This window comes from Syntrophales bacterium (assembly GCA_030655775.1).
Classification (GTDB): Bacteria; Desulfobacterota; Syntrophia; order Syntrophales; family JADFWA01; genus JAUSPI01.
Genome location: JAUSPI010000259.1, coordinates 1 through 19,894, shown reverse-complemented (window position 1 = coordinate 19,894; position 19,894 = coordinate 1). Strand labels below are relative to the sequence as shown.

Genomic DNA, 19,894 nt, shown 5'->3' with positions numbered 1-19,894 from the left:
TTTCGACTTGACCCACGGCCAAGAATAGTGGCGATTTCTCAAATGATAAAAACCGACATGGAGTCTTTTTTCAGAGTGAAAGGTACAGAAATTGAAGTTGTATATAATGGTGTCGATACCTCTCGATATAACCGTAATTTATATCATGAGCTTAGGGGCCCGCTTCGAAAGCAATTGGGGATAAAAGAGGACGATGTCGTTTTCTTATTTATTTCATATGACTTGAAAAAAAAGGGAATAGAATCCCTCGTAGAAGCAGCATCCAAACTGAAAATTTCCGGAAAGAACAATTTTAAAATCATAGTTATAGGTGGGTTGCCTTATGGATCTCTTTCAAGGCAAATCAAAAATCTCAATCTTGAAGATATGATAATTTTTACTGGACAGATTCGCTCCACGGAAGAGTATTACGCAAACAGCGACGTGTTTGTCCTTCCGACATATTACGACGCATGCTCCCTCGTTGTAATAGAGGCAATGGCATGCGGTCTTCCGTCAATCACAACAACAGCCAACGGTGCCTCCGGTATTATAACGGACGGTGAGAACGGTTACATAATTACTCATCCTCCTGACCCGGCAGATCTGGCGGACAAGATGAATTTATTGATGGCTTATGAAAATCGCAAAAAAATGTCTAAAGAAGCTTTTCGTATTGGTCAGGATTATTCCACCAAAAGGAATCATCACGATATGATAAGAATATTTAATGAGGTTATAACATCTAAAAAGTAATTAAATTGTGAAGCTCCCCACCCACAGGGCGGGGCTTACGGGTGCGCTCCCGGTCATGTTTTGTGTTTCGAATTTTTATCTATGAATGGATTTATCAACAAATCGGATATTTGGACCCAAGGCCGTCAAAGGGTGAGATTGTAGAACAGAGAAATTAAAAGATGATGCGATACATTCGACTTTTTCGAAATATAACAAACTGGTGGCTGCATCTTTGGGTTAAATTTGGGTTAACTAAGGATGATCCGCTCATATTTAAGGCGCCTAACAATATTACTATAGAAGTGCCAAGAAGGCTCCTTCCTGAATTCAAAGAGATTTTCATGGAGGAATGTTATACGAAAGAATTAAAGCTAAGGATTCCAGAACGACCCACAGTAATTGATATAGGGGCTAATGCAGGCTTTTTCTCAGCATTTGCCGCTTCGCAATTTCCTGGTGCTAAAGTTTTTTCTTATGAGCCTATTGATGTAAATTTTCGCCAACTCTTACGAAATAAAGCGATCAATGAAGATGCCGACATTTTATGTTTTCCAAAGGCTGTTTGTGGAGGCTCAGGAGAGGTAGAATTAAGCTTTGATTCGAACGATAGCTTTACGACAGCTGCCAGTATTTTTGAAAAATCCGACATTAAGAATGAAACGGTGAAAGTTCCTTGTGTAAGCTTACAGGAAATATTTGATGAACATCATATAGAATATTGCGATTTGTTGAAGATAGATTGTGAAGGCGCTGAATATGAAATATTATATAAATGTCCTATAAAATACCTGCACCGTGTTGTTCAGATGGCTATAGAAGTTCATAAAGGAACAGAACCGAATCAGAATATAGAGTTTTTGGAGAATTATCTTAAGTCGAATGACTTTAGAACTCGTCGATACTCAAATCACATGTTAGCAGCATGTCGGATTGTGTGATGGTAGATGCCCGATAGAAAACGCAGAAAAACAAGAAAAGAAACTGGATAACATGCATATAAGTAAGTGAAAATGGTATTTACGTAAAACCGACATGTACCAGCAGTAAGCACTCTTGATATTTAATTGAGTATACCTTGGGCGTGGAAAAGGAATGAATTGTGTTAATAAGAGCGAAACATGTCCGTTGATGATTTAGCATATGATCAACGGCAGGCCTGACGGATCAAACGTGATTAAGTAAAGAACAAAGATCAAGAATTTTTTGTTCCTCCAAGTCTGGGTAATTCCCTATATAATATCCGTAAAAATGAATGTGCTCTATTTCTGGATATTTCTCGTATTCTTTATCAGGTACAATCTCTTGTAAATACGGCTGTCGGAGCTGGTTGCCTCCACCTGAACTTCCACGACGGAATTCGACACCGGCTTTTTGCATGGCCTTCTCAACCTTGTCGCGCAGTTCAGGGTTTGGTTCCCTTAGCACCAGATTAAAGGCATAGTTGCAGCTTCCCTCCAAGTCAAAATCGGTTCGGTATTTGCTCGAGTCAAGATTTTCCAGAAAGATTTGAAAATTTTTTATACGCTTAACATTATTATCATCCAGGCGCTTGAGCTGGCTCCTTCCAAGGACTGCCCCTATTTCCGTATTACGCACGTTGTACGCAGGATACGCAAAAATAAAATCAGGGGAAAGATCAGGATGTTCATCAACGGGTCAGCTTAGCATAGTGGGGATTTGTAAATAGTGAATTGGGGTATAATAGCGAAATTGATTGGAATTTACGCAATGTGTTCGTGTTTAAACAAATTGTTGGCTTTGGATCATCCATCGGTCGCTGGAAACCCGAGCTTGGCAATTATGTATGACCAAATGTTCTCAATGCTGTACCAAGTGTTGCACCAATCAGCTCCTGCATCAGCGATCCGTTTTCGGTAATCTTCATGAGTATGCAGGAAAAGCAGGAACGCTTGTAATTGCGATACGTTGGCAAAGGGGATATAGTGGACAAACGGGGTAAAAAACGTTTTGATGGGTTCGTTTTCCTCCTCAAATAGAAGACACCCGCTGGCTATGGTTTGCCATACCCGTCCTGTCAGGACTCTTTGGCTGGGATCTTTGTCGGTCGGTGTACGAGAGAAGAGAAATTTAACACAATCCTTGAATCCCGAAGGATTCTGGCATACTCGTACATATCCGGACATTCGTCAGCTATCCTTGCATGGGGGATTACACATGTTGTCATCCTTTGTTGCGAGGCAATTTTCATAACATGTGAGAGCCAAAAAGGCCTTAGAGCGCTTTCATAGGTTCCCATGAAAGAGATATCGAAGCGCTGGTCCTTTTCCCTATAGAATCGTAATCGGTTGAGCGGAATGGGAATAAGAACCATCTTTTCTCCGAAAGGGGCACATAAAGCCGACGGATCGCCGGGAGCACTATGCAGTAAGAGATCGCATTGCTCCGCCCAGTAATTTGCCATTTTTCTGCCCAAATCTCCATAGGCATCTCCGATAAAACCGACGATTTTCGCCCCGGTGATCTGCCTGAATTCATTGAGCAGATAGGGGTTGACCGTATTTTGATTGCCTATGTAGTTGGCATCAAACAAGATTACATGGGGCCTTGTCTTTGCTATATATTCCCTTAATTCTTGGAGACGTTTTTGTGCTACACTGGTATCTTGGGGTAGATTTGGATATGAAATCAAATCCGTATAAAACATTTCGGCTTGTATTCCTACTTTCAGCGCCGTTTTGACAAAATAGTCCTCATATTCGTTTTCAATATATCGCTTATCGTTATTGATAAACTGCGGGGCAAGGAAGCATAGTTTAATATCTCGATAACTGTCAACAGAGTGGTTGTGTTTGTAACTGTATTGTTCGCAGAAGGGTGGAATGCCTTGACCTTTAGTATGGAAGTCGTCAAAACATTTATCGATATGCATCCGGATCTGTTCATCTAGAACAAAACGTTCATCCTCTTCTAAAAGAATATTCATATCGATAGTGCGTGCATAAAAAGAGAAAATATCCGCAGAGGTCGAATACCATTTCTTACGATATGTTATCTTGCCAAGGCGAAAGAGTAGTTTTTTGAGCCGGTAGAGAAAGTATTCCCGAAGATTCAACTGCATTAATGTCACTCCATTCCCAAAGTATAGTATTAACCCAAGCTTAACCCCATTCTGAACACAACTACAGTAATGTCGGGTAGTTGAAGCTGAATGAGCAAATTTATGGTCACTACATTTGTTTACATCTCAACCTTCGTACGCTTCAGTGGAACACTGGTAATCCCCAGCGCACTATACACCTCCACCTGCCCTAGTGTCGGGATACTGCAATAACGAAGGTGAACCATTTTACCATCCGCAGTGGGAAGATGAGTGCTGAGGGCTATATGCGTCTGGAGCAGGGAACGAACAGTGCCCCACCGATGAGATTGATGCCGGCCTTGCGTAAATGCTGCTGGATGTAGTTCAACAGGTGATACGCAAGGATAGAGATAAAAAATGCCCCTCTATACGGTCTGCCTTTCTGTGATGGATGGAACGAAGCCCCAGCTCACCCTTTAAAACAGCGAAAGGTACCCTCCACCGATGTAAGCATGACATAGAGTGTGACCATATCTTGTTTCTTGAAAGATCCATCCTGTCTGTGCGTGTAAAGTAACTGCCGTCATAGGGTTTGCCAAGTTACGATTGATCAAAATCCCACGTTATTTTAACAGCCTTGCCCTTATGCTCTTTTACATCAACAGAGAATCCCTCCCGGCAACAATTACCTAATAGGTGTAAGAAAAGATCAATAGTTAAATTATCCGGCAAAATATTTCCGAGCTCTTAAGAGCCGCCCTGGTGTTCCAATATCAATCAAATCGCCGTCAGTAACGAATCCGTAACAACCAAGATCAATGATATTGGGGAAGAAATCATATTCCAGGGAAAAACGTTTTTCTTGAGGCATGTGCCGTACGAGGTCCCGTTGCATAAGATATATGCCCGCATTGATGAATCCCATCCCGCCACTTTCAACTTTTTCCATAAAGCTCGTTATTTGCTGGTTGCTATCTATATTAACAACTCCATAATCTCTGCCCTGCTGTGGTCTGACCAGCACAACTGTCAGAAGACCCTCTTTTGCATAATGAAAATTAAAGAGTTCTGCATAATCCGTTCTACATATCGAGTCTCCGTTTACAACTAAAAATGACGAACTCTTTATCAGCGATGCTGCTCTTTTGAGAGCTCCACCGGTTCCTAAAGGTTTATCTTCCTCGGAAAACTCCACATGATAATGTGTCTCAGCAAAATATTCCTGTACCTGTTCCTTTAAATAACCAACACACAAGATAAAGTGTTTAAAACCGTATTGCAGAAGATCATCCATCAGTATTCTAATGAATGGTTTACCATCGACATCAACTAATGCTTTTGGCATATTACTGCTGACTGCTTTCAGTCTCCCTCCTTTCCCTCCGCAGAGAATAATAACACTTGTGTTTTCTTTTTGAAGTATCATAATTTTTTACAGAAACAATCCAAAGAAATGATCAAATGTTGTTCTTAATAAAAATCCTGTGTAGAATACATAATCACCTGTGTGCCCAGATTTTCAAAATGAAAGGGAACATACAGCAGGTCTTTCAATGCTTCCTTCACCCGATTCTGGTCTTCGGGTCGGACATAAAAGAGGAAAAACCCTCCTCCTCCAGCACCAAGCAACTTGCCACCCAGAGCACCTGCGCCACGCCCAGCTTCATATATCTTATCTAATTTTTGATTAGTTATCATTGAGGTCAAATCTTTCTTGATTTTCCATGATTCGTGGAGGAGTCTGCCAAAATCATCAAGGCTATCATTTTCTGAATTCAGAATATTAACAGCCTCATCTGTCATTTCCATCATAAGATCCAACTCTCTTTTCTTCGAATGCGACACTTTTATTTGTTCACCAGCAATTTCCGACGCATTTCTGACAAGCCCTGTGTAGAAAAGCATAAGACTATCCTGCAAACTGTTCAACTTATCCTGTTTGATAGTTATCGGGGTTACGTAAAAATTTCTATCTCCGCCAAACTCAATCTTATTCATTCCCCCAAAAGCGACAGACACCTGATCCTGCGAGCCAACGTTCTCATTGAGAATCGACTGTTCTATATATATGGCCTCTCGTGCCAACTGTCGCTTAGTTACCATCTTCCCAGTCAATGCATAGAGGGCATTAAGGAAACCAACGGTAAAGGATGAACTAGAAGCGATACCCGAACGGGCAGGAATGTCACCTGTGTGCACCATTTCAATTCCATCACCGATATTCAAAAAACGGAGGCATTCCCTGACAGACGGATGCTTAATTTCTGAAAGACTGTTTACTTCTTCGCGCAACGCATATCTGATAAGGTATTTATTATCGAAATAAGGTGGCAAATAACGGCAACTAATATAGCAATACTTGTTGATGGTAGTATTTAAAACAGCGCCGCCCTTTTCTTTATAGTAAACAGGGTAATCAGTGCCGCCGCCAAAAAAAGATATTCGAAAAGGTGTTCTGGTAATAATCATAGCGTGTTCCTATACCACTCTACGGTCTTCCTAAGACCTTCTTCAATTGGAGTTTTCGCTTCAAATCCGAGTAGACGTTTTGCTTTTGCCGGATCAATAAGTCGTTTTGGTATCATGGTCGGCTTGGATGCGTCATATTCTACCTTTGCATTTTCATACCCATCAACTTTAATAATGAGATTAAGTATGTCTTGAAGGCAATACTCCTTCCCGCTGGCGATGTTTACAACATTAAACCCCTCCATTTCTTCCATAGCCAAAAGCAAGCCATCGATAAGATCATCTATATAGATAAAATCCTTTATGTCTTTACCATCACCCCAGACACTAATAGGAGCATGTCGCTCAACGACCCGACGTATTAACGCAGGCAACACATGTGAAGTTTCCCACTCAAAGTCATCCATGGGGCCATAGACATTAGCCGGACGAACAATGACCGTCTGCATTGGCTTACCGATCTTAGTCGAGTACATCTGACACATAATTTCGGAAAAGCGTTTCATCCAACCGACAACAAAATACTTCTCAAAGAATTCAAAGTTGGCATCATCTTCTTTGACAGGATAATCAGTGGCAGGATAGACAGTGTTACTACTAATAAACAATACCTTTTTCACCTCAGCCGCATAAGCAGCTTCAAGCATCAATGAATTCATTATAATATTCGGTGTCAAATGCGCCAGAGGAGTCTTTTCCATAACAGCCGCGCCCGACGTGTTTGCAGCGCAAAGAAAAATATAATCCATATCCTGACATATTTTGTGACAGTCTTCCGGTTTCTGCAAATTACACGTTATATATTCGACACTATCATCCGCTGTTTTCACTTTTTTCTTGTGTAAAGTAGCCCTTACATTGGCTCCCATATCCAGAAGACGCTTTATTAGATTTGACCCGACAAATCCAGCTCCGCCCGTTATGAGAACATTTTTTCCCTTAAACATTTTTTTGCTCCCCCTTAATCCACAAAATGTCCTATTTCATCCCTTTGAGAAAGTATGGGTGTTTTGATAGGCCACCAAATCTTAAATTTTGGGTCATTCCATTTTATTGTAAATTGACTTGATGAATCATAATAAGAAGACTGCTTATAGTAAAAAATGGACTTTTCGCTCAAGCATAAGTGACCATTGCCATGTTTTGGCGGCACTAATACCTGATGTTTGTTTCTGTCGGACAGTACAAATGACTGCCATTTCCCGAAATCCTTTGATTGTTCATCGTAATTTATTACAACAAGATAAAACTTTCCATGCAGACATGAAATTAGTTTCCACGTACAATCGTCGCCATGGATTCCCTTGATCACCCCTTTTGTGGCAATAGAGATATCATCCTCCACAAAATCAATATCAATCCCTTTTGACTTGTATGATTTCTCATTATACAGCTCTAAGTATTCCCCCCGGTGATCTTCAAAGCCAACAAGCTTTATCAAAAGAACTCCGTCCAGTTTGGTTTTTTCAACTATCATGCAGTATCCATTATCCTTCTTCTTTGAAATAGAAGTGCGTCAGTTTTCACCTAAGGTGAAGTTTGAAAATACGATTTTCAATGCTGTATTGGTAAAAAGCCTGCCGCAGTTTGACGAAAAGTTTATTCGGCGGAATGATCTGAATCATCCAGATCGCAAGTTTGTCAAGCGGAAACGGCAACTTGGCAATAATTGCACCTAACAAATAAATGTTGTATCGGACATTTTTTTCCTTTTCGGAAAAACATTTGAGCGTGGTAGGCTGGGAACAACCCTCCATATCGCTTTTGTGGGTTGAGGCGTCGATCAGATTATGTTGAATACAGTAATCATATAAAACGGTTCCTTTCATGGGAACGGTTGTAGAATAGCTCGCATAAGTAACCTTACTTTTTTTATTTATCGAAATTGATAAGAGGTCATCTTCCAGGGTAGATTCGGGAGCGGCCAACATATAGTTCACCCAGGTATTAATACCGAAATCATTGATTGTCTTAATTCGTCGAACAATATCCACCTTTTTCATCTTTCTGTTAAGAATTTTTCCCCTGACATTTTCAGATGTACTGTCTACAGAAAGATGAACCGAATAGCACCCTGCCTTTTTTAATAAGAAAAGTAACTTTTCGTCCACAGTATCAAACCGGAGATAACAATTAAAAGGAATGCCTACGCGCTTTGAATAAATATCGGAAAATTCTTCAAGCCATTCATCCGCCTTCGGAGCGAACAGATCATCCCCAAACTTAATAAAATCGGTACGATATCTGGATTTTACATGCTCTATTTCGCGGATAACTCTTTCTACTGAAAAACGGCGTACATATTTCCCTTTTCCGCGATAAAGACTACGGTAGTAACTGTTGCAACAATAGTTACAACTGTATGGACAGCCACGTGAGGCATAAAATGTTTTTTTAGGGGTGTCCTTGAGAAATGAATTCCCTAATACAAGATCCCTATCAGGAAAAGGCAGGTCGTCAAGGTTGTTAATTAATGGCCTAACAGGATTTGCGGAATTGACGGTGATTAAATTAGGTACACTGTCATAAGAAATATCTTGTTCCAAACATTCAAGAAAATCCCGAAATGCAAGTTCACCCTCACCAATACAAAAAGCATCTACATCAACTTCACTGAAGATTTCTGGAAATACTGTTACATGCGGTCCACCCATTATGGACACAAAATCGTGTGACTTTTTAGCTTCTTTATGAGAGGCCACCATTTCATCAAACCCGTATATGTTTGTGGAATAAGCAACAACATCCGGTTTGTACGCCTTTACTGATTCCTCTAAATGTACCTCTGTCAATACACAAAGATGAGTCGAATGCCCTCTCTCTTTGGCAACAGCAGAAAGAAAGGACAGAGAAATATGGTCGGCAAAGTCCAACTGATATATTACAAAAAGTATTTTCATACGATCACTGGCTTCCCATCCTTAATGCCTATTTCTCATTATCACTGAAATAGTTTTTCTTTTTCAAGTACTCATCCTGATTTTCGACAAACCACCCCCATGTTTCTTTCAATCCTTCAAGAAGTGCTGTACTGGGATTGTAATCGATTGCCTTCCTCGCCAGTGAAACATCCATCACCCTTTTGGGAAAACCTGAAGGTTTGGTGGTATCAAAACGGTAATTGAAATCAAGGAATTCGTGCAAGGTTTCCACAAGTTCCCCGATAGTATAGCCTTTACCACTTCCCAGATTAATAAACGGATGATCTCCCGTGCCGTGATACAGCGCAAGAATAATGCCTTCAGCAACATCACGGCTATACGCAAAATCTCTGATGGCTGAACCGTCGCCCCACACTACCACAGGGTCTTCCTTGTTGAAGATTCGAGACATCAATGTGGGAATAACCATAGCATTCTTTGGATCGAAGTTATCTCCTGGTCCGTACACATTGCATGGCCTAACCACTGAGAAGTTGTCCAATCCATATTGAATTTTGTAAGCTTGTATCTGCATCTCAGCCATTCGCTTGGCCCATCCCGGATACATGTCCATAGGCGGACCATCATTGCCATCGTTTTCCTTAAATACTTCAGCGCTTGGATAGGCTCCAATAGAACTTGTATACACGATCTTCTGCACCTTATTCAAACGGGAAGCCTCAAGCACATTTGTGTTAAACATAAGAAGCGGCACAAAAAAGCTGGCCGGTTTCGATTTCGTTACTTCAATAGACCCTTTGATACCCGCAAGATGGAAAACAAAATCCGTATCTTTAGTTAGATCTTTGCAAAGATTGAAATCGGTCAGGTCGCCCAGAACATGCTCTGCTCTGCTATCAACATTAACATGGTCGAGAGAGACGATTTTAACATAGGCACCTGCAGCACAAAGCAACTTGACCACCTCACGTCCGATAAGACCCGTTCCGCCGGTGACAAGAGCACTTTTCCCCGAAAAACTCCTTAATACATTATCCTTTATCATATAAATCAGCACCCCTATTATGTTACTAAAACGACCTGCTCTGTCCTCCATCAGCAGCGATTGACACTCCGTTTATCAATGACGCACGCTCGGAGCATAAAAAGACCACGACATTTGCCACCTCTTCAGGAGTCCCGAGTCGACCGAGTGTAAACTGCTCGCCGAGCATTTCGTCAAAAGCCTCCGGGTCTTTATTTCTCTCTGCTTCCCATCCGGTCTTCGGAATCATGATGGCACCCGGCGCAACGCTGTTAAAGGTAATGCCCGAGCGCACAAGATCTTTATTCAAACCCAGGCATTTCATAAGACTTGTTTGAGCGGCTTTTGCCATATTGAACCACGGCCTTCCTCCACCTTCTCTGCCATAGATGGAGGTTATCGTGACAATACGTCCCCATTGTTGTTTTTTCATCCACGGAATTATCGCTTTTGTGAATTTAACGGCAACCATGGCGTTTTTATTGAAGACTTCCATCCACACATCGTCGGCAGTTTCCTCGACCACCTCTTTGCCCCAGCGGCCACCTCCACCTACATTGTTAACTAAAATATGAATAGTTCCCCACTCCTGTCGAACAGTATCAATAACTTTCTGAACTTCAGAGGTCTCTGTAACATCGGCGGCAACGCCCAGTACAGCAACGCCCTTAGCTTTGACTTCTCTGACGGTTGAGTTGATATCGGGTTGAGAGCGGGCACATATGGCAACATTACACCCTTCCTCAGCTAACAAAAGGGCTATGCTTTTGCCAATACCGCGACTGCCTCCGGTAATAAGAGCGTATTTGCCAGAGATTCCAAGATTCATTTCTATTCCTTTAATAGTGGTTCCCAGATATAATATGTGTATCCTTCCATGAATAGGCTCCCAAGATATAAGCGTTTTACTTTTATCAGTCGTATGGCTCCCCGTCGCTCAAGTTCCTGGAGATAGGGAAGTAAATTCTCCGTATATCCTCTTTTCCTGTGGAATTTTATTGCAAGATAGTCAAAAAGATCATCCTCGTCATAGAGTTCTATGGTCGGTTCGATATGTATGCATAATCGCGGCTTATTGTGAAGTAAAAACTGTATAAATTTTTCGAATTTATCAGCCAGTTGCTCAATAGCCCCGAAGGTAAATACGGCACTGTTTTGAGATAGCTGCAACGATTCATCCGGTTCAATCATGTCGAACAGGCGACCCCGTATGGTGCCTGCGTTGCTCTCTCCAATTTTATTTATAAGCTCGACGGATGACTGAACGAAATCGAGACCATGGAACTCCTTCTCCGGGAATAGGGACGCCAATAATACGAGGTTCATTCCCGTTCCACACCCAAACTCATAAATTGTGTCAAAGGGAGAAAGATACTTCCTGAAAAGCCATAAACGGAATACAGTCATGAAATCGTATTCGAATCGTTGGTTGGCGGGCATGATATAATCACCTGCATACCGAATCGGCTGGTTTTCTCTGATAAACTTAGGAATTAGCGTGTCAAGGTCTCCACCACTTTCGACAAAGGACTGAAGATTCTCAGCCCATCCATGCTCCCAAACATCTTTTCTCTCGGTGGCGCCGATAATTTGCGTGTCACCTTCTATTTTCTTCAAAACTTGGAGTATTATGTTATCGCGTTCTTTTTTGTCGAACCTACGGTATCTGAAATCCTTTCCCCTGATCATCTTTAGACATTCGTTCGGAAAATCCTCGACTGTCGTTCCGAAAGAGTGTGCAAAATCGTCAATGGTAACGTGCTGCATATCCTCTCCTTCAATATTTAACATCAAAACGGACCTTTGAATCTGTTTTCATGGCTGTAAAATTCCTCCCCGCTCAAGTCCGTAGGTTCCAGACCCAACTTTTCTTCTATTGCCCTTATAATCGTAATAGCGTTAGGATAAAAAGCGTTTTCAAGGTGCCGCGCCGTAGGGCATGGGGTGAAGGCAAATCCTACCCTCTCGATGGGGGACTTCATTCGTCCAAAGCATTTATCATAAATTCTTGCCGCAGCCTCGGCACTGAATCCACACTCCACCCAGTCGTTATCAGCAATGATACAATGGCCTGTTTTGAGTACAGATTCGACAATAAGATCATCCTCAAAGGGTGCAATCGTCCTTACGTCAACGATCTCAACATCGACGCCATTTCGAGCAAGGATTTCCGCCGCTTTCAGAGCTTCCACATTCATCCACGACGTACTGACAATGGTAATATCTTTCCCTTTGCGGGTAATATTCGCCGGTCCAATAGGTACTGTGTACGGTTTCTCGGGAACCTCCCCCGCCTGCCAATATAGCCATCGGTGTTCAAAAAAAATGACCGGATTATCGTCTCGAATTGCTGAGATTAGCATTCCCTTAGCATCATACGGCGTGGTCGGCAGAACGACTTTCAGCCCGGGAATATGGGCAAATATTGAATACATGCTTTTACTATGCTGATGCCCCTGCCCCCAGCCACGTCCGATAATTACCCGTATAACCATGGGAACCTTTAATTTCCCGCCGGAGAAATACCGATAAGAAGAAACCATGTTTGCCAGCTGATTCATCGCTAGAAGTAAAAAGTCTGCTCGTATATGGACGTGTATGGGTCTTTTCCCGTTAATGGCGGCACCAAGTCCGAAACCTGTCATGGCATCCTCTGAAAGAGGCGTGTCAAAGCACCTCTCTTTCCCAAATCTTTCGACCAGGCCATTTGTTGATCCGAATATGCGCTTATGATCTGGAACGCCCAACCCGTAGATAAAGACACTGGAATCTCTCTCCATCTCCTGAGCAATTGCCTCATTCAGCGCATCACAGTAAGTAATACTTCTCATACCAATACCCCTTCGAATAGTTCGTCGTTCCTACAGAAAGGAGCCTCTTTTGCCTTTGTTATACTTTTCATCACCTTTTCGGTGATTACACTCTCGATGTTTTTGATTTCCATGTCATTGATACCACTGGCAAGCAATTTTTCTCGCTGAAGTTTCACAGGATCACGCTCCAGCCACTTTAAATATTCTTCCCTTGATCGATATCCCGCTTCATAATCTTCACAAATACCGACATGTTCCAAGTAACGGTAGTATCTGAAGTGTAAAAAAAGCGGCATACTTGTGTCGCTCATGAGCTTTATGCCATCCTGTGTTAAATTATAAATTACCTCAACGTCGGTAGTTTCTTCACTAATCACATGACAATTGAATTTCGAAACAATGTCAGTTAACGACTCATACCCTTCACGCTCAGACTTAGGTGTGTGAACAGCAAATCCATTATCCTCGCAAATGAACAGAACAGGAAGCTTCATGAGACAGGCTGCGTTGAGACTTTCCCAAAAAACACCTTCATTAGTTGCTCCGTCTCCGAAAAAGACAGCAACGTATTTTCCATTTTTTGACATTTTATTGGCAAAAGAAGCTCCAACGGCCACGGGGATTGCACTGGCAACAATACCAGAGGAACCCATGAATCCTCCGTCAGGGTTACACATATGCATCGAACCACCTTTTCCTTTTAACAAAGCTGTGTCTTTTCCATACATCTCCGCAAAGAAATCGTTTATATTTTGTGTTTTTGCCAGATATATCGCATGAGATCTATAGGTGCCAAAAATCTGATCTTTTGCCTTTAAAGCATGACATACACCAACTGCTATGGCCTCCTCCCCCATCGACATATGCATTGGAGTCTTCATACCATCTTCGGAATAATAGTACTGAATCATTTCTTCGGCTTTACGAACTAGACACATCTTTTTATACAGTTCGATATTCAATCCTTTCATGCAACACCCCATATAACTAACATAGACAACTGCAAATCTTGAACTTCCTGAGCCCTCTTAAGCTAAATGATAGCAGCTCAAGTTTAAAAATCCCAAAGCGCCAACTGTTCCCTTACGGCTACCTCACTAAAAACCCCCTTCCAGAGCTCACTCTATCTCTCCAGTAGTCGAGCAGATCCTGCATGGTTTTTTCAAATGAAATTTGCGGCTCCCAGCCCGTATGATTTTTGAACTTCGTTATATCAGGCACCTGCAGATCAGCATCTAGAGGACGAAATCTGATTTGTTCCGTTTCAATTTGAATGTCTTTTCGTGTTGAAATGGAAATCAGATAATCAAGCATTTCTCGAACCGAACAGGAATAGGTGCCGCCTATATTATAATATTCTCCGGGAATGGGATTGACAGTAACCAGCATATAATAGGCACGAACGGCATCACGCACATCAGACCATGTACGCAGAGAATCGAGGTTTCCTGTCTTTACTACCGGCGGAATCATATCCTGCTCTATCATGGCAATTTGTTTGGCAAAGGTGGATTCAGCGAAAACATCGCCTCGCCTCGGACCTGTATGAGTAAACATGCGTGTTGTCATTACTTTCTGTCCATAGGCCTCGGCGTGAAACCTCCCTATCAGATCAGCCCCGATCTTGGAAATGGAATATGGTGATGCAGGATGAAACGAGCATTCTTCATCGATGGGCAGCTTTTCTTTAGAAACCCGGCCGAATACTTCTGAAGAAGAGCATACATGAATAACCGGATCGATATCTTTGCGACGTCTTAATGCTTCAAGCAGCCTTTCAGTGCCAAGAATGTTTGTATCAAGTGTATAGATAGGCGAAGTGAAACTTGTGGTGGGATAGCTCTGCGCCGCTAGGTGAAAAACATAATCCGGCCTACTTTCATCAACTACGTTTTGCAGGGAAACATAATCATTGAGATCCCCGTCAATGAAGTACAGTCGGTTGTTTTTATTTGCCCTATCAAGCAAATGCTGAACATTATCCAACGGACTGCGCCAGCGGCACATACCATAAATATCCCAGTCAGTCTTTTTCAATAGAAAGTCTGTAAGATGGGACCCAACCATGCCAGTTACACCGGTTATTAATACCTTCATAGACCAGCCTTAATCTAAGAGATTTTTTCTAATTAAATTATTCCTCTACTTCGTGAGTCTTATATGACAAAAAGAATAATAAATCAACTCCACAAATAAGATTTGTGGAGTTGAAAATATTATAGGAGGATATGTTTCAGAAGTATGCGTCACCGATATGAAAGAGTATCAAGATGTTGTGATGGGATACCAAAAAACCCATGATTTTTTCGATTTTTTATGTTAGACGAAACCCTTGATAAGAATGAACGTGTGATTTCAGAACGAATTTGATTCTATCAACAGGGGTTGTATATGATGCTTAAGCCAAAAATCTCCATTGTAATGCCTACGCTTAACATTGCTAGATTCATTCAAGATGCCTTAAAGAGTATAGACCGACAATCCTTTAAAGGATGGGAACTTATTGTCATGGATGGTGGTTCTACTGATGGAACACTTGATTTTGTTGAAAAATTTGCACACCCTAATATTCGAGTGTTTTCGGAACCGGATGAAGGGCCGTTTCACGCCACAATTAAAGGCTTTGAGAAGGCTCGAGGTGATTATTTCATGACTATGTGTGGCTCTGATGGCTATATTGATAGTGATTGGCTTCAGCTTTGTGTTGATGTTTTGGATTCAGATCCTGAAGTTTCTCTTGTATGGGGTATTCCTGCCCTATGTACAGAGGACGGAAATATAGGCGGGCCACATCCCGCTTTTAAACAGTTTCTAAAAAGGCGAGGCGTGATCAGTCGGCTGATGCGTATGATGGGTTGGAATCAGCATAGTTTTGCCCCGCCAAGGTTCAATCGATGGCTTAAAAAGCGGTTAGGTGCTGACGACGTTCAAAAGAAGACCTGGGTTTTCTTCTGGTTGGATACAGGGCTGTGGTTTCCTGATCTCAATATGTGTTATAGTAGATTAGTTCATGAACGTTGTACGCCGCCCTATTTACTGGGTAGCGATGTTAATGAACGTATGATGACATTTTATTTCAATTTTAATCGGCAGGGATTTTTGCCGCTTTGCATTCCACGGATTGCAAATTTTGGTCGAACTCATGCAGGACAGGTTGGAGCCGTTCGGAATTCTGAAGTACAGCGAGAAGTAACAGAGTACCTTGGCTGGGTCCGAACCTACGCAAACCAACTACGCAATGGGCATGTGTTGCATGAGTTTCGCGGGCAGGATGGGGAAGTGATAGGCCGGTATAGTTGCTGTCCGAAATGACGTACCTTTACTAAAATTGGACATCTCCTCTGCGCAGATACAAGTGGTAGAGTCCTCCGCATGCAGTCTCGCCAGCACAAGATCTTTGCTACACTTGCGATAGTAAAAAATGACACTTGTTAAATAGTTTTTAGAAATACTTCTAAATAGTTTACAGCTTTTAAATTTAACATTGATTGCCTATTATTTGACAGGTCAATATATGATAATTTTTTAACCTCATCTGTAGAATATTCCAACATATTTTCCGGTGTTCCCCTGGTAATTATGCCTAAGCCAAAATCACAATCTAATACAAACACATGTAAGTCCTTACGAATTGCCCTAAGGTAAGCGATTGTTTTCCATACGTCGCCATTCCATGTGCCGGTAAATCCTGGAGGATTTAACTTTTGAATCTCTCTGATTGATTTGGCAGGAAGTGCCGCCACCTCAGATAAAGGATTGCAGTCATGTAAAACTATAACCCCGTTTTCATTTAAATACATCAAAGCGTTCTGTACATCTGTCAATGTCTGAGAGAAGGTATGTAATCCATCAATGAAAGCAACATCCAGTCCTGTTTTAGACAAATAAATATGCTCCGTTCCAAAGAAAGTATCACTATTCGTATGAAAATACTTATTGAAGATGTTTGAGCAGTTTTTTATGTAATATCTGAGTTTTTTTGTGGGTGAGATCTCAAAATTGGGATCAACTCCCAATTTGTGACTTGCCTTTATTCTTAAAAACGTATCTCCTGCCAAGACACCTATTTCTAAATAAGTGCCCCCTTTTTTCTTATTGATGATTTTCTGAAGGATAGTGACCCTGTTCATTCGTGATGTGTTTGCCATGCTTTTTTACCTATATGTGTAATTTATATGCTTGTGTGGACAATCCATGGGAATAGATTAGATTAGATATTGCCAGATTTATGTTTCATCAAAAGCCTGGGCTATTTTGTCATCATTGAATATTCAGAAATGATGACAAACGTTTAAATGCCACCTTTAGCCTTGAGAGAGAACGTCCATGTCAATGTTATGGCTGTGTTAATCTTTTACAGCATGTACATGATATCCAAAGCACAAAAGATCCGATGAACCGCTGTCTCTCTTGCTGAAACGTGAGAGCATTCGCAGCGCGACAAAAACACTCAGTCGTTCAAGGAGACCCGGCTTGTTTTTTGAGTAACGTTTCGAAATGGACGGTATCCTGTCAATCTCCTGTGCAACATATTCGAAGAAATTACCGTTTGGGGATATATCAATAATTTTCAGACCATTCGCCGCTAAATGTATTTCATACCAATACTTATTGAAACCCGTACTGAAGTGATATGGAGAAAAATGTGTCAGTGAGCAGAATGGAGCAGTAAGAATCAAGTGACCCTTTGGTTTGATCAAACGCGAGAATTCCTTTATGGCCTGAGTAGGTTCGGGCAAATGCTCCAGGACTTCTATACACATTATGGCGTCAAAAGATGAGTCGGGTTCAGGGATAGAGGTAATATCACTAACTATGTCTAACTTTCCATAATCGAATTCCCCCATTTGCAGTCCCGCAGAGTCACCTTGTCCATCGTACTCTCCAAAGTCTTGTGAGACATAGTTCAAATGCTCGCAGAATTTGCGATACTGCTGAGTTCCCGCGCCTGCATCTAATATTCTACTGTTCTCAGGAATGGATTTAAGCGCCTCTTCTAACCAGCGTTCACGCGTACTCTCATTACTTCTGCCGACAGATGGCCGAACAGATTTTAAAAGGTTTTTTATGCTCATTTCCTTCCTTATAACCGGGAGAGCACCCACAAGCCCCGCCTGTGGGCGGGGAGCTTCACTTTACAGCTAACGGGCTAATAGATTATTTAATCATCTTAAATTCGATTCGTTTTTATTTCTAAGCAGTATGTCATCGGAATACCTGATAACAACTTCGAATTCAGATAATTCCTTAAGTAACTGCTTCAGTGATAACTGCCCCTCGTAGAGTTCCTTGTTACTGTATTCGGTATACAGATAGCGTGTGTTTTTTAGAGAGCTTCTTCCTCCCCGGATAACATCAATTTCAGCACCCTGAACATCCAGCCATATAAAGTCTATCCTGTCTATTTCTTGTTCTTTACACCATGTATCTAGTCTCTTTGTCTTTACAATTATTTCCTTCTCAAACTTACACCAGGGATGGACTATCAGATGATTCTTCGGTTTTCGGATCGATCCCGAATAGTCCCAACCTTCCGGCATTATTTTACTTCCTTGACCACCACTCATATAAAATGTTTCTTCTCCATCTCTGTCACTTATGGCGTATTCATAGAAGCTCACTTCTTTTCTATTACCGATCTTGTTTTTGAACCGTGAGGCGGCCCTTGGATCGGGTTCAAAACAGAAAATCTTGGGGGAATCGAAGATTTCCAAAAACCTGAGCGTGGTACTCCCATCGTTGCAACCAATATCCAGAATCGTCGGATTTGGCGTTAGGCCAAGTTGGCGTATAAAATCTTTGGTGATAGATGAATCGGTTACAGGTGGTTCTCCCTTAAGATAGTAATAAACAAATTTGTTGAGTTTTTTCAGCATTGAAAAGACGTCAGGTGATTTTCGACATTGTTTCATTCTCTCACCATAGTATATATAGTTGGTAGTGTATCCCGAAGAGGATTAACGTTTAATAAAGTCAAAAGGAATTTCCTGGTGCGCGCTTTCATTCATGAAACCATACAGACTTTTAAAATCCATTTGATAACCTTTTTGCCACTGTTCCAGTAAAAAGTCCTGGTGAATATTCCCGCATAAATTTTTATTTTCTTCCTGTACCTTGTTGCAGGGAATGTTTACTGTTCGTGATTTTTCGTACGCCACTCCCAGACGAAATGAAAAAAAACGACGAAATTTCTGTAATTGATCTTCGAGGGTGTTTGGTGCTGAAAAATCAAGTAGTTGCATCATTGTAGTAATTTCCTGTGTTGAAAAAAAATGGCCGTCGAGAGAGACTGGATAAGACCAATCATAAACTCCCTGATTCCATTTCCAGACAATTTTGTCCTTATCATCTATGACATCCGCCATCAATCCAGGCAAAGGTTGCTCCTTTTGAACTGTATAGCACTTTTTTAAGTTCAGTCCCATTCGTAACGTTGGAATAAATTTATCAGTATCGAATTTTACAAAATCTTTAATATCAAAATCTTCAATAAAAAGGATGTCATCTACCAGAAAAAAAACTTTTTCAGCCGTGAGCGACTCAAGAAGATTGAGGAGATCTTCGCGGAAAGAATAATCAGTACCCTGTTTTATGAATGAGATTTGATGGTTGGAAAATAATGAAATTATATCCTCATATGCTTTTTGGTGAAATGAGCTCGTTGTTTGGTATAAGACATAAAGTGGTACGGGTGAAGCAACTTTTTCGTGAAATGTTGTCAGTAGTGCATGGAGCTGAAGGGCTCTGTTTTTTGAGAAGACAACACATTCAGCCGGGTATTCGCCGGATTTATCCACCCACTGAGTTCTTGATTCATAGAGCGAAGCAAACGCATTTCTTTCCCACAGTAATGAAGTATCTTGAAGTGTTAGGTCAAAAGGTTTCAAAACGGAGTTGATGAATTTTCGCACAGTTAACATCCCCTGCTATGAACAACATTTTTTTATTG

General features: G+C 41.4%; 20 protein-coding genes. 3 read left to right on the top strand and 17 right to left on the bottom strand.

Annotation, left to right across the window (positions count from 1 at the left end; translation table 11 throughout):
* On the top strand, nucleotides 1-735 hold a 735-nt coding region (locus Q7J27_14550; protein ID MDO9530360.1), incomplete at its 5' end, for a glycosyltransferase family 4 protein.
* A 161-nt stretch (nucleotides 736-896) separates the two neighbouring features.
* Nucleotides 897-1,655 (top strand): FkbM family methyltransferase, encoded by a 759-nt coding sequence (locus Q7J27_14545; protein ID MDO9530359.1) that lies wholly within the window; start codon nucleotides 897-899, stop codon nucleotides 1,653-1,655.
* Nucleotides 1,656-1,881: 226 nt separating this feature from the next.
* Here the strand turns inward: Q7J27_14545 and Q7J27_14540 are convergent, their stop codons facing one another.
* From Q7J27_14540 to Q7J27_14480, 13 genes are all read right to left on the bottom strand, one after another.
* Nucleotides 1,882-2,313: a DegT/DnrJ/EryC1/StrS family aminotransferase gene (locus Q7J27_14540; GenBank protein MDO9530358.1), complete on the bottom strand. Its 432-nt coding sequence runs from the start codon at nucleotides 2,311-2,313 to the stop codon at nucleotides 1,882-1,884.
* A gap of 439 nt (nucleotides 2,314-2,752) precedes the next feature.
* Entirely contained in the window at nucleotides 2,753-3,796 is a 1,044-nt protein-coding gene (locus Q7J27_14535; protein ID MDO9530357.1) for a hypothetical protein, read from the bottom strand.
* A gap of 682 nt (nucleotides 3,797-4,478) precedes the next feature.
* Nucleotides 4,479-5,183 (bottom strand): sugar phosphate nucleotidyltransferase, encoded by a 705-nt coding sequence (locus Q7J27_14530; protein ID MDO9530356.1) that lies wholly within the window; start codon nucleotides 5,181-5,183, stop codon nucleotides 4,479-4,481.
* Between the two features lie 44 nt (nucleotides 5,184-5,227).
* A complete protein-coding gene (locus tag Q7J27_14525) occupies nucleotides 5,228-6,226 on the bottom strand; it encodes a hypothetical protein (GenBank protein MDO9530355.1) in 999 nt (332 codons plus the stop codon).
* Nucleotides 6,223-7,173, bottom strand: coding sequence for an NAD-dependent epimerase/dehydratase family protein (locus Q7J27_14520; protein MDO9530354.1), 951 nt, complete (start codon nucleotides 7,171-7,173; stop codon nucleotides 6,223-6,225). Before Q7J27_14520 ends, Q7J27_14525 begins: the two co-directional genes overlap by 4 nt.
* 14 nt (nucleotides 7,174-7,187) lie before the next feature.
* On the bottom strand, nucleotides 7,188-7,703 hold the full coding sequence (locus tag Q7J27_14515; protein MDO9530353.1) for a dTDP-4-dehydrorhamnose 3,5-epimerase family protein: 516 nt from the start codon (nucleotides 7,701-7,703) through the stop codon (nucleotides 7,188-7,190).
* A 46-nt stretch (nucleotides 7,704-7,749) separates the two neighbouring features.
* Entirely contained in the window at nucleotides 7,750-9,126 is a 1,377-nt protein-coding gene (locus Q7J27_14510; GenBank protein ID MDO9530352.1) for a radical SAM protein, read from the bottom strand.
* A 28-nt stretch (nucleotides 9,127-9,154) separates the two neighbouring features.
* Nucleotides 9,155-10,153, bottom strand: coding sequence for an NAD-dependent epimerase/dehydratase family protein (locus Q7J27_14505; protein MDO9530351.1), 999 nt, complete (start codon nucleotides 10,151-10,153; stop codon nucleotides 9,155-9,157).
* A 25-nt stretch (nucleotides 10,154-10,178) separates the two neighbouring features.
* Nucleotides 10,179-10,961 (bottom strand): SDR family oxidoreductase, encoded by a 783-nt coding sequence (locus tag Q7J27_14500; GenBank protein ID MDO9530350.1) that lies wholly within the window; start codon nucleotides 10,959-10,961, stop codon nucleotides 10,179-10,181.
* Between the two features lie 2 nt (nucleotides 10,962-10,963).
* On the bottom strand, nucleotides 10,964-11,923 hold the full coding sequence (locus Q7J27_14495) for a class I SAM-dependent methyltransferase (GenBank protein MDO9530349.1): 960 nt from the start codon (nucleotides 11,921-11,923) through the stop codon (nucleotides 10,964-10,966).
* Entirely contained in the window at nucleotides 11,923-12,963 is a 1,041-nt protein-coding gene (locus Q7J27_14490; protein MDO9530348.1) for a transketolase C-terminal domain-containing protein, read from the bottom strand. Before Q7J27_14490 ends, Q7J27_14495 begins: the two co-directional genes overlap by 1 nt.
* Nucleotides 12,960-13,916 carry a thiamine pyrophosphate-dependent dehydrogenase E1 component subunit alpha gene (locus Q7J27_14485; GenBank protein MDO9530347.1) on the bottom strand — a complete coding sequence of 319 codons (957 nt, stop codon included), beginning with the start codon at nucleotides 13,914-13,916 and terminating at the stop codon, nucleotides 12,960-12,962. The genes Q7J27_14490 and Q7J27_14485 overlap by 4 nt, the downstream gene beginning before the upstream one ends.
* A 118-nt stretch (nucleotides 13,917-14,034) precedes the next feature.
* A complete protein-coding gene (locus Q7J27_14480; protein MDO9530346.1) occupies nucleotides 14,035-15,042 on the bottom strand; it encodes a GDP-mannose 4,6-dehydratase in 1,008 nt (335 codons plus the stop codon).
* Nucleotides 15,043-15,336: 294 nt separating this feature from the next.
* Here Q7J27_14480 and Q7J27_14475 point away from each other — a divergent pair, with 294 nt between their 5' ends.
* The gene (locus tag Q7J27_14475) at nucleotides 15,337-16,257 is read left to right on the top strand and encodes a glycosyltransferase (protein MDO9530345.1); all 921 of its coding nucleotides are present in this window, start codon (nucleotides 15,337-15,339) and stop codon (nucleotides 16,255-16,257) included.
* Between the two features lie 119 nt (nucleotides 16,258-16,376).
* Here Q7J27_14475 and Q7J27_14470 read toward each other — a convergent pair whose 3' ends face one another.
* The 4 genes from Q7J27_14470 to Q7J27_14455 form a co-directional block, all read right to left on the bottom strand.
* Nucleotides 16,377-17,093: a class I SAM-dependent methyltransferase gene (locus Q7J27_14470; GenBank protein ID MDO9530344.1), complete on the bottom strand. Its 717-nt coding sequence runs from the start codon at nucleotides 17,091-17,093 to the stop codon at nucleotides 16,377-16,379.
* A gap of 198 nt (nucleotides 17,094-17,291) precedes the next feature.
* Nucleotides 17,292-18,020, bottom strand: coding sequence for a methyltransferase domain-containing protein (locus Q7J27_14465; GenBank protein ID MDO9530343.1), 729 nt, complete (start codon nucleotides 18,018-18,020; stop codon nucleotides 17,292-17,294).
* Between the two features lie 90 nt (nucleotides 18,021-18,110).
* Complete coding sequence (locus tag Q7J27_14460; protein ID MDO9530342.1) at nucleotides 18,111-18,857, bottom strand: FkbM family methyltransferase; 747 nt, start codon at nucleotides 18,855-18,857, stop codon at nucleotides 18,111-18,113.
* A gap of 45 nt (nucleotides 18,858-18,902) precedes the next feature.
* Nucleotides 18,903-19,856 carry a hypothetical protein gene (locus Q7J27_14455; GenBank protein MDO9530341.1) on the bottom strand — a complete coding sequence of 318 codons (954 nt, stop codon included), beginning with the start codon at nucleotides 19,854-19,856 and terminating at the stop codon, nucleotides 18,903-18,905.
* Between the last annotated feature and the right edge of the window lie 38 nt (nucleotides 19,857-19,894).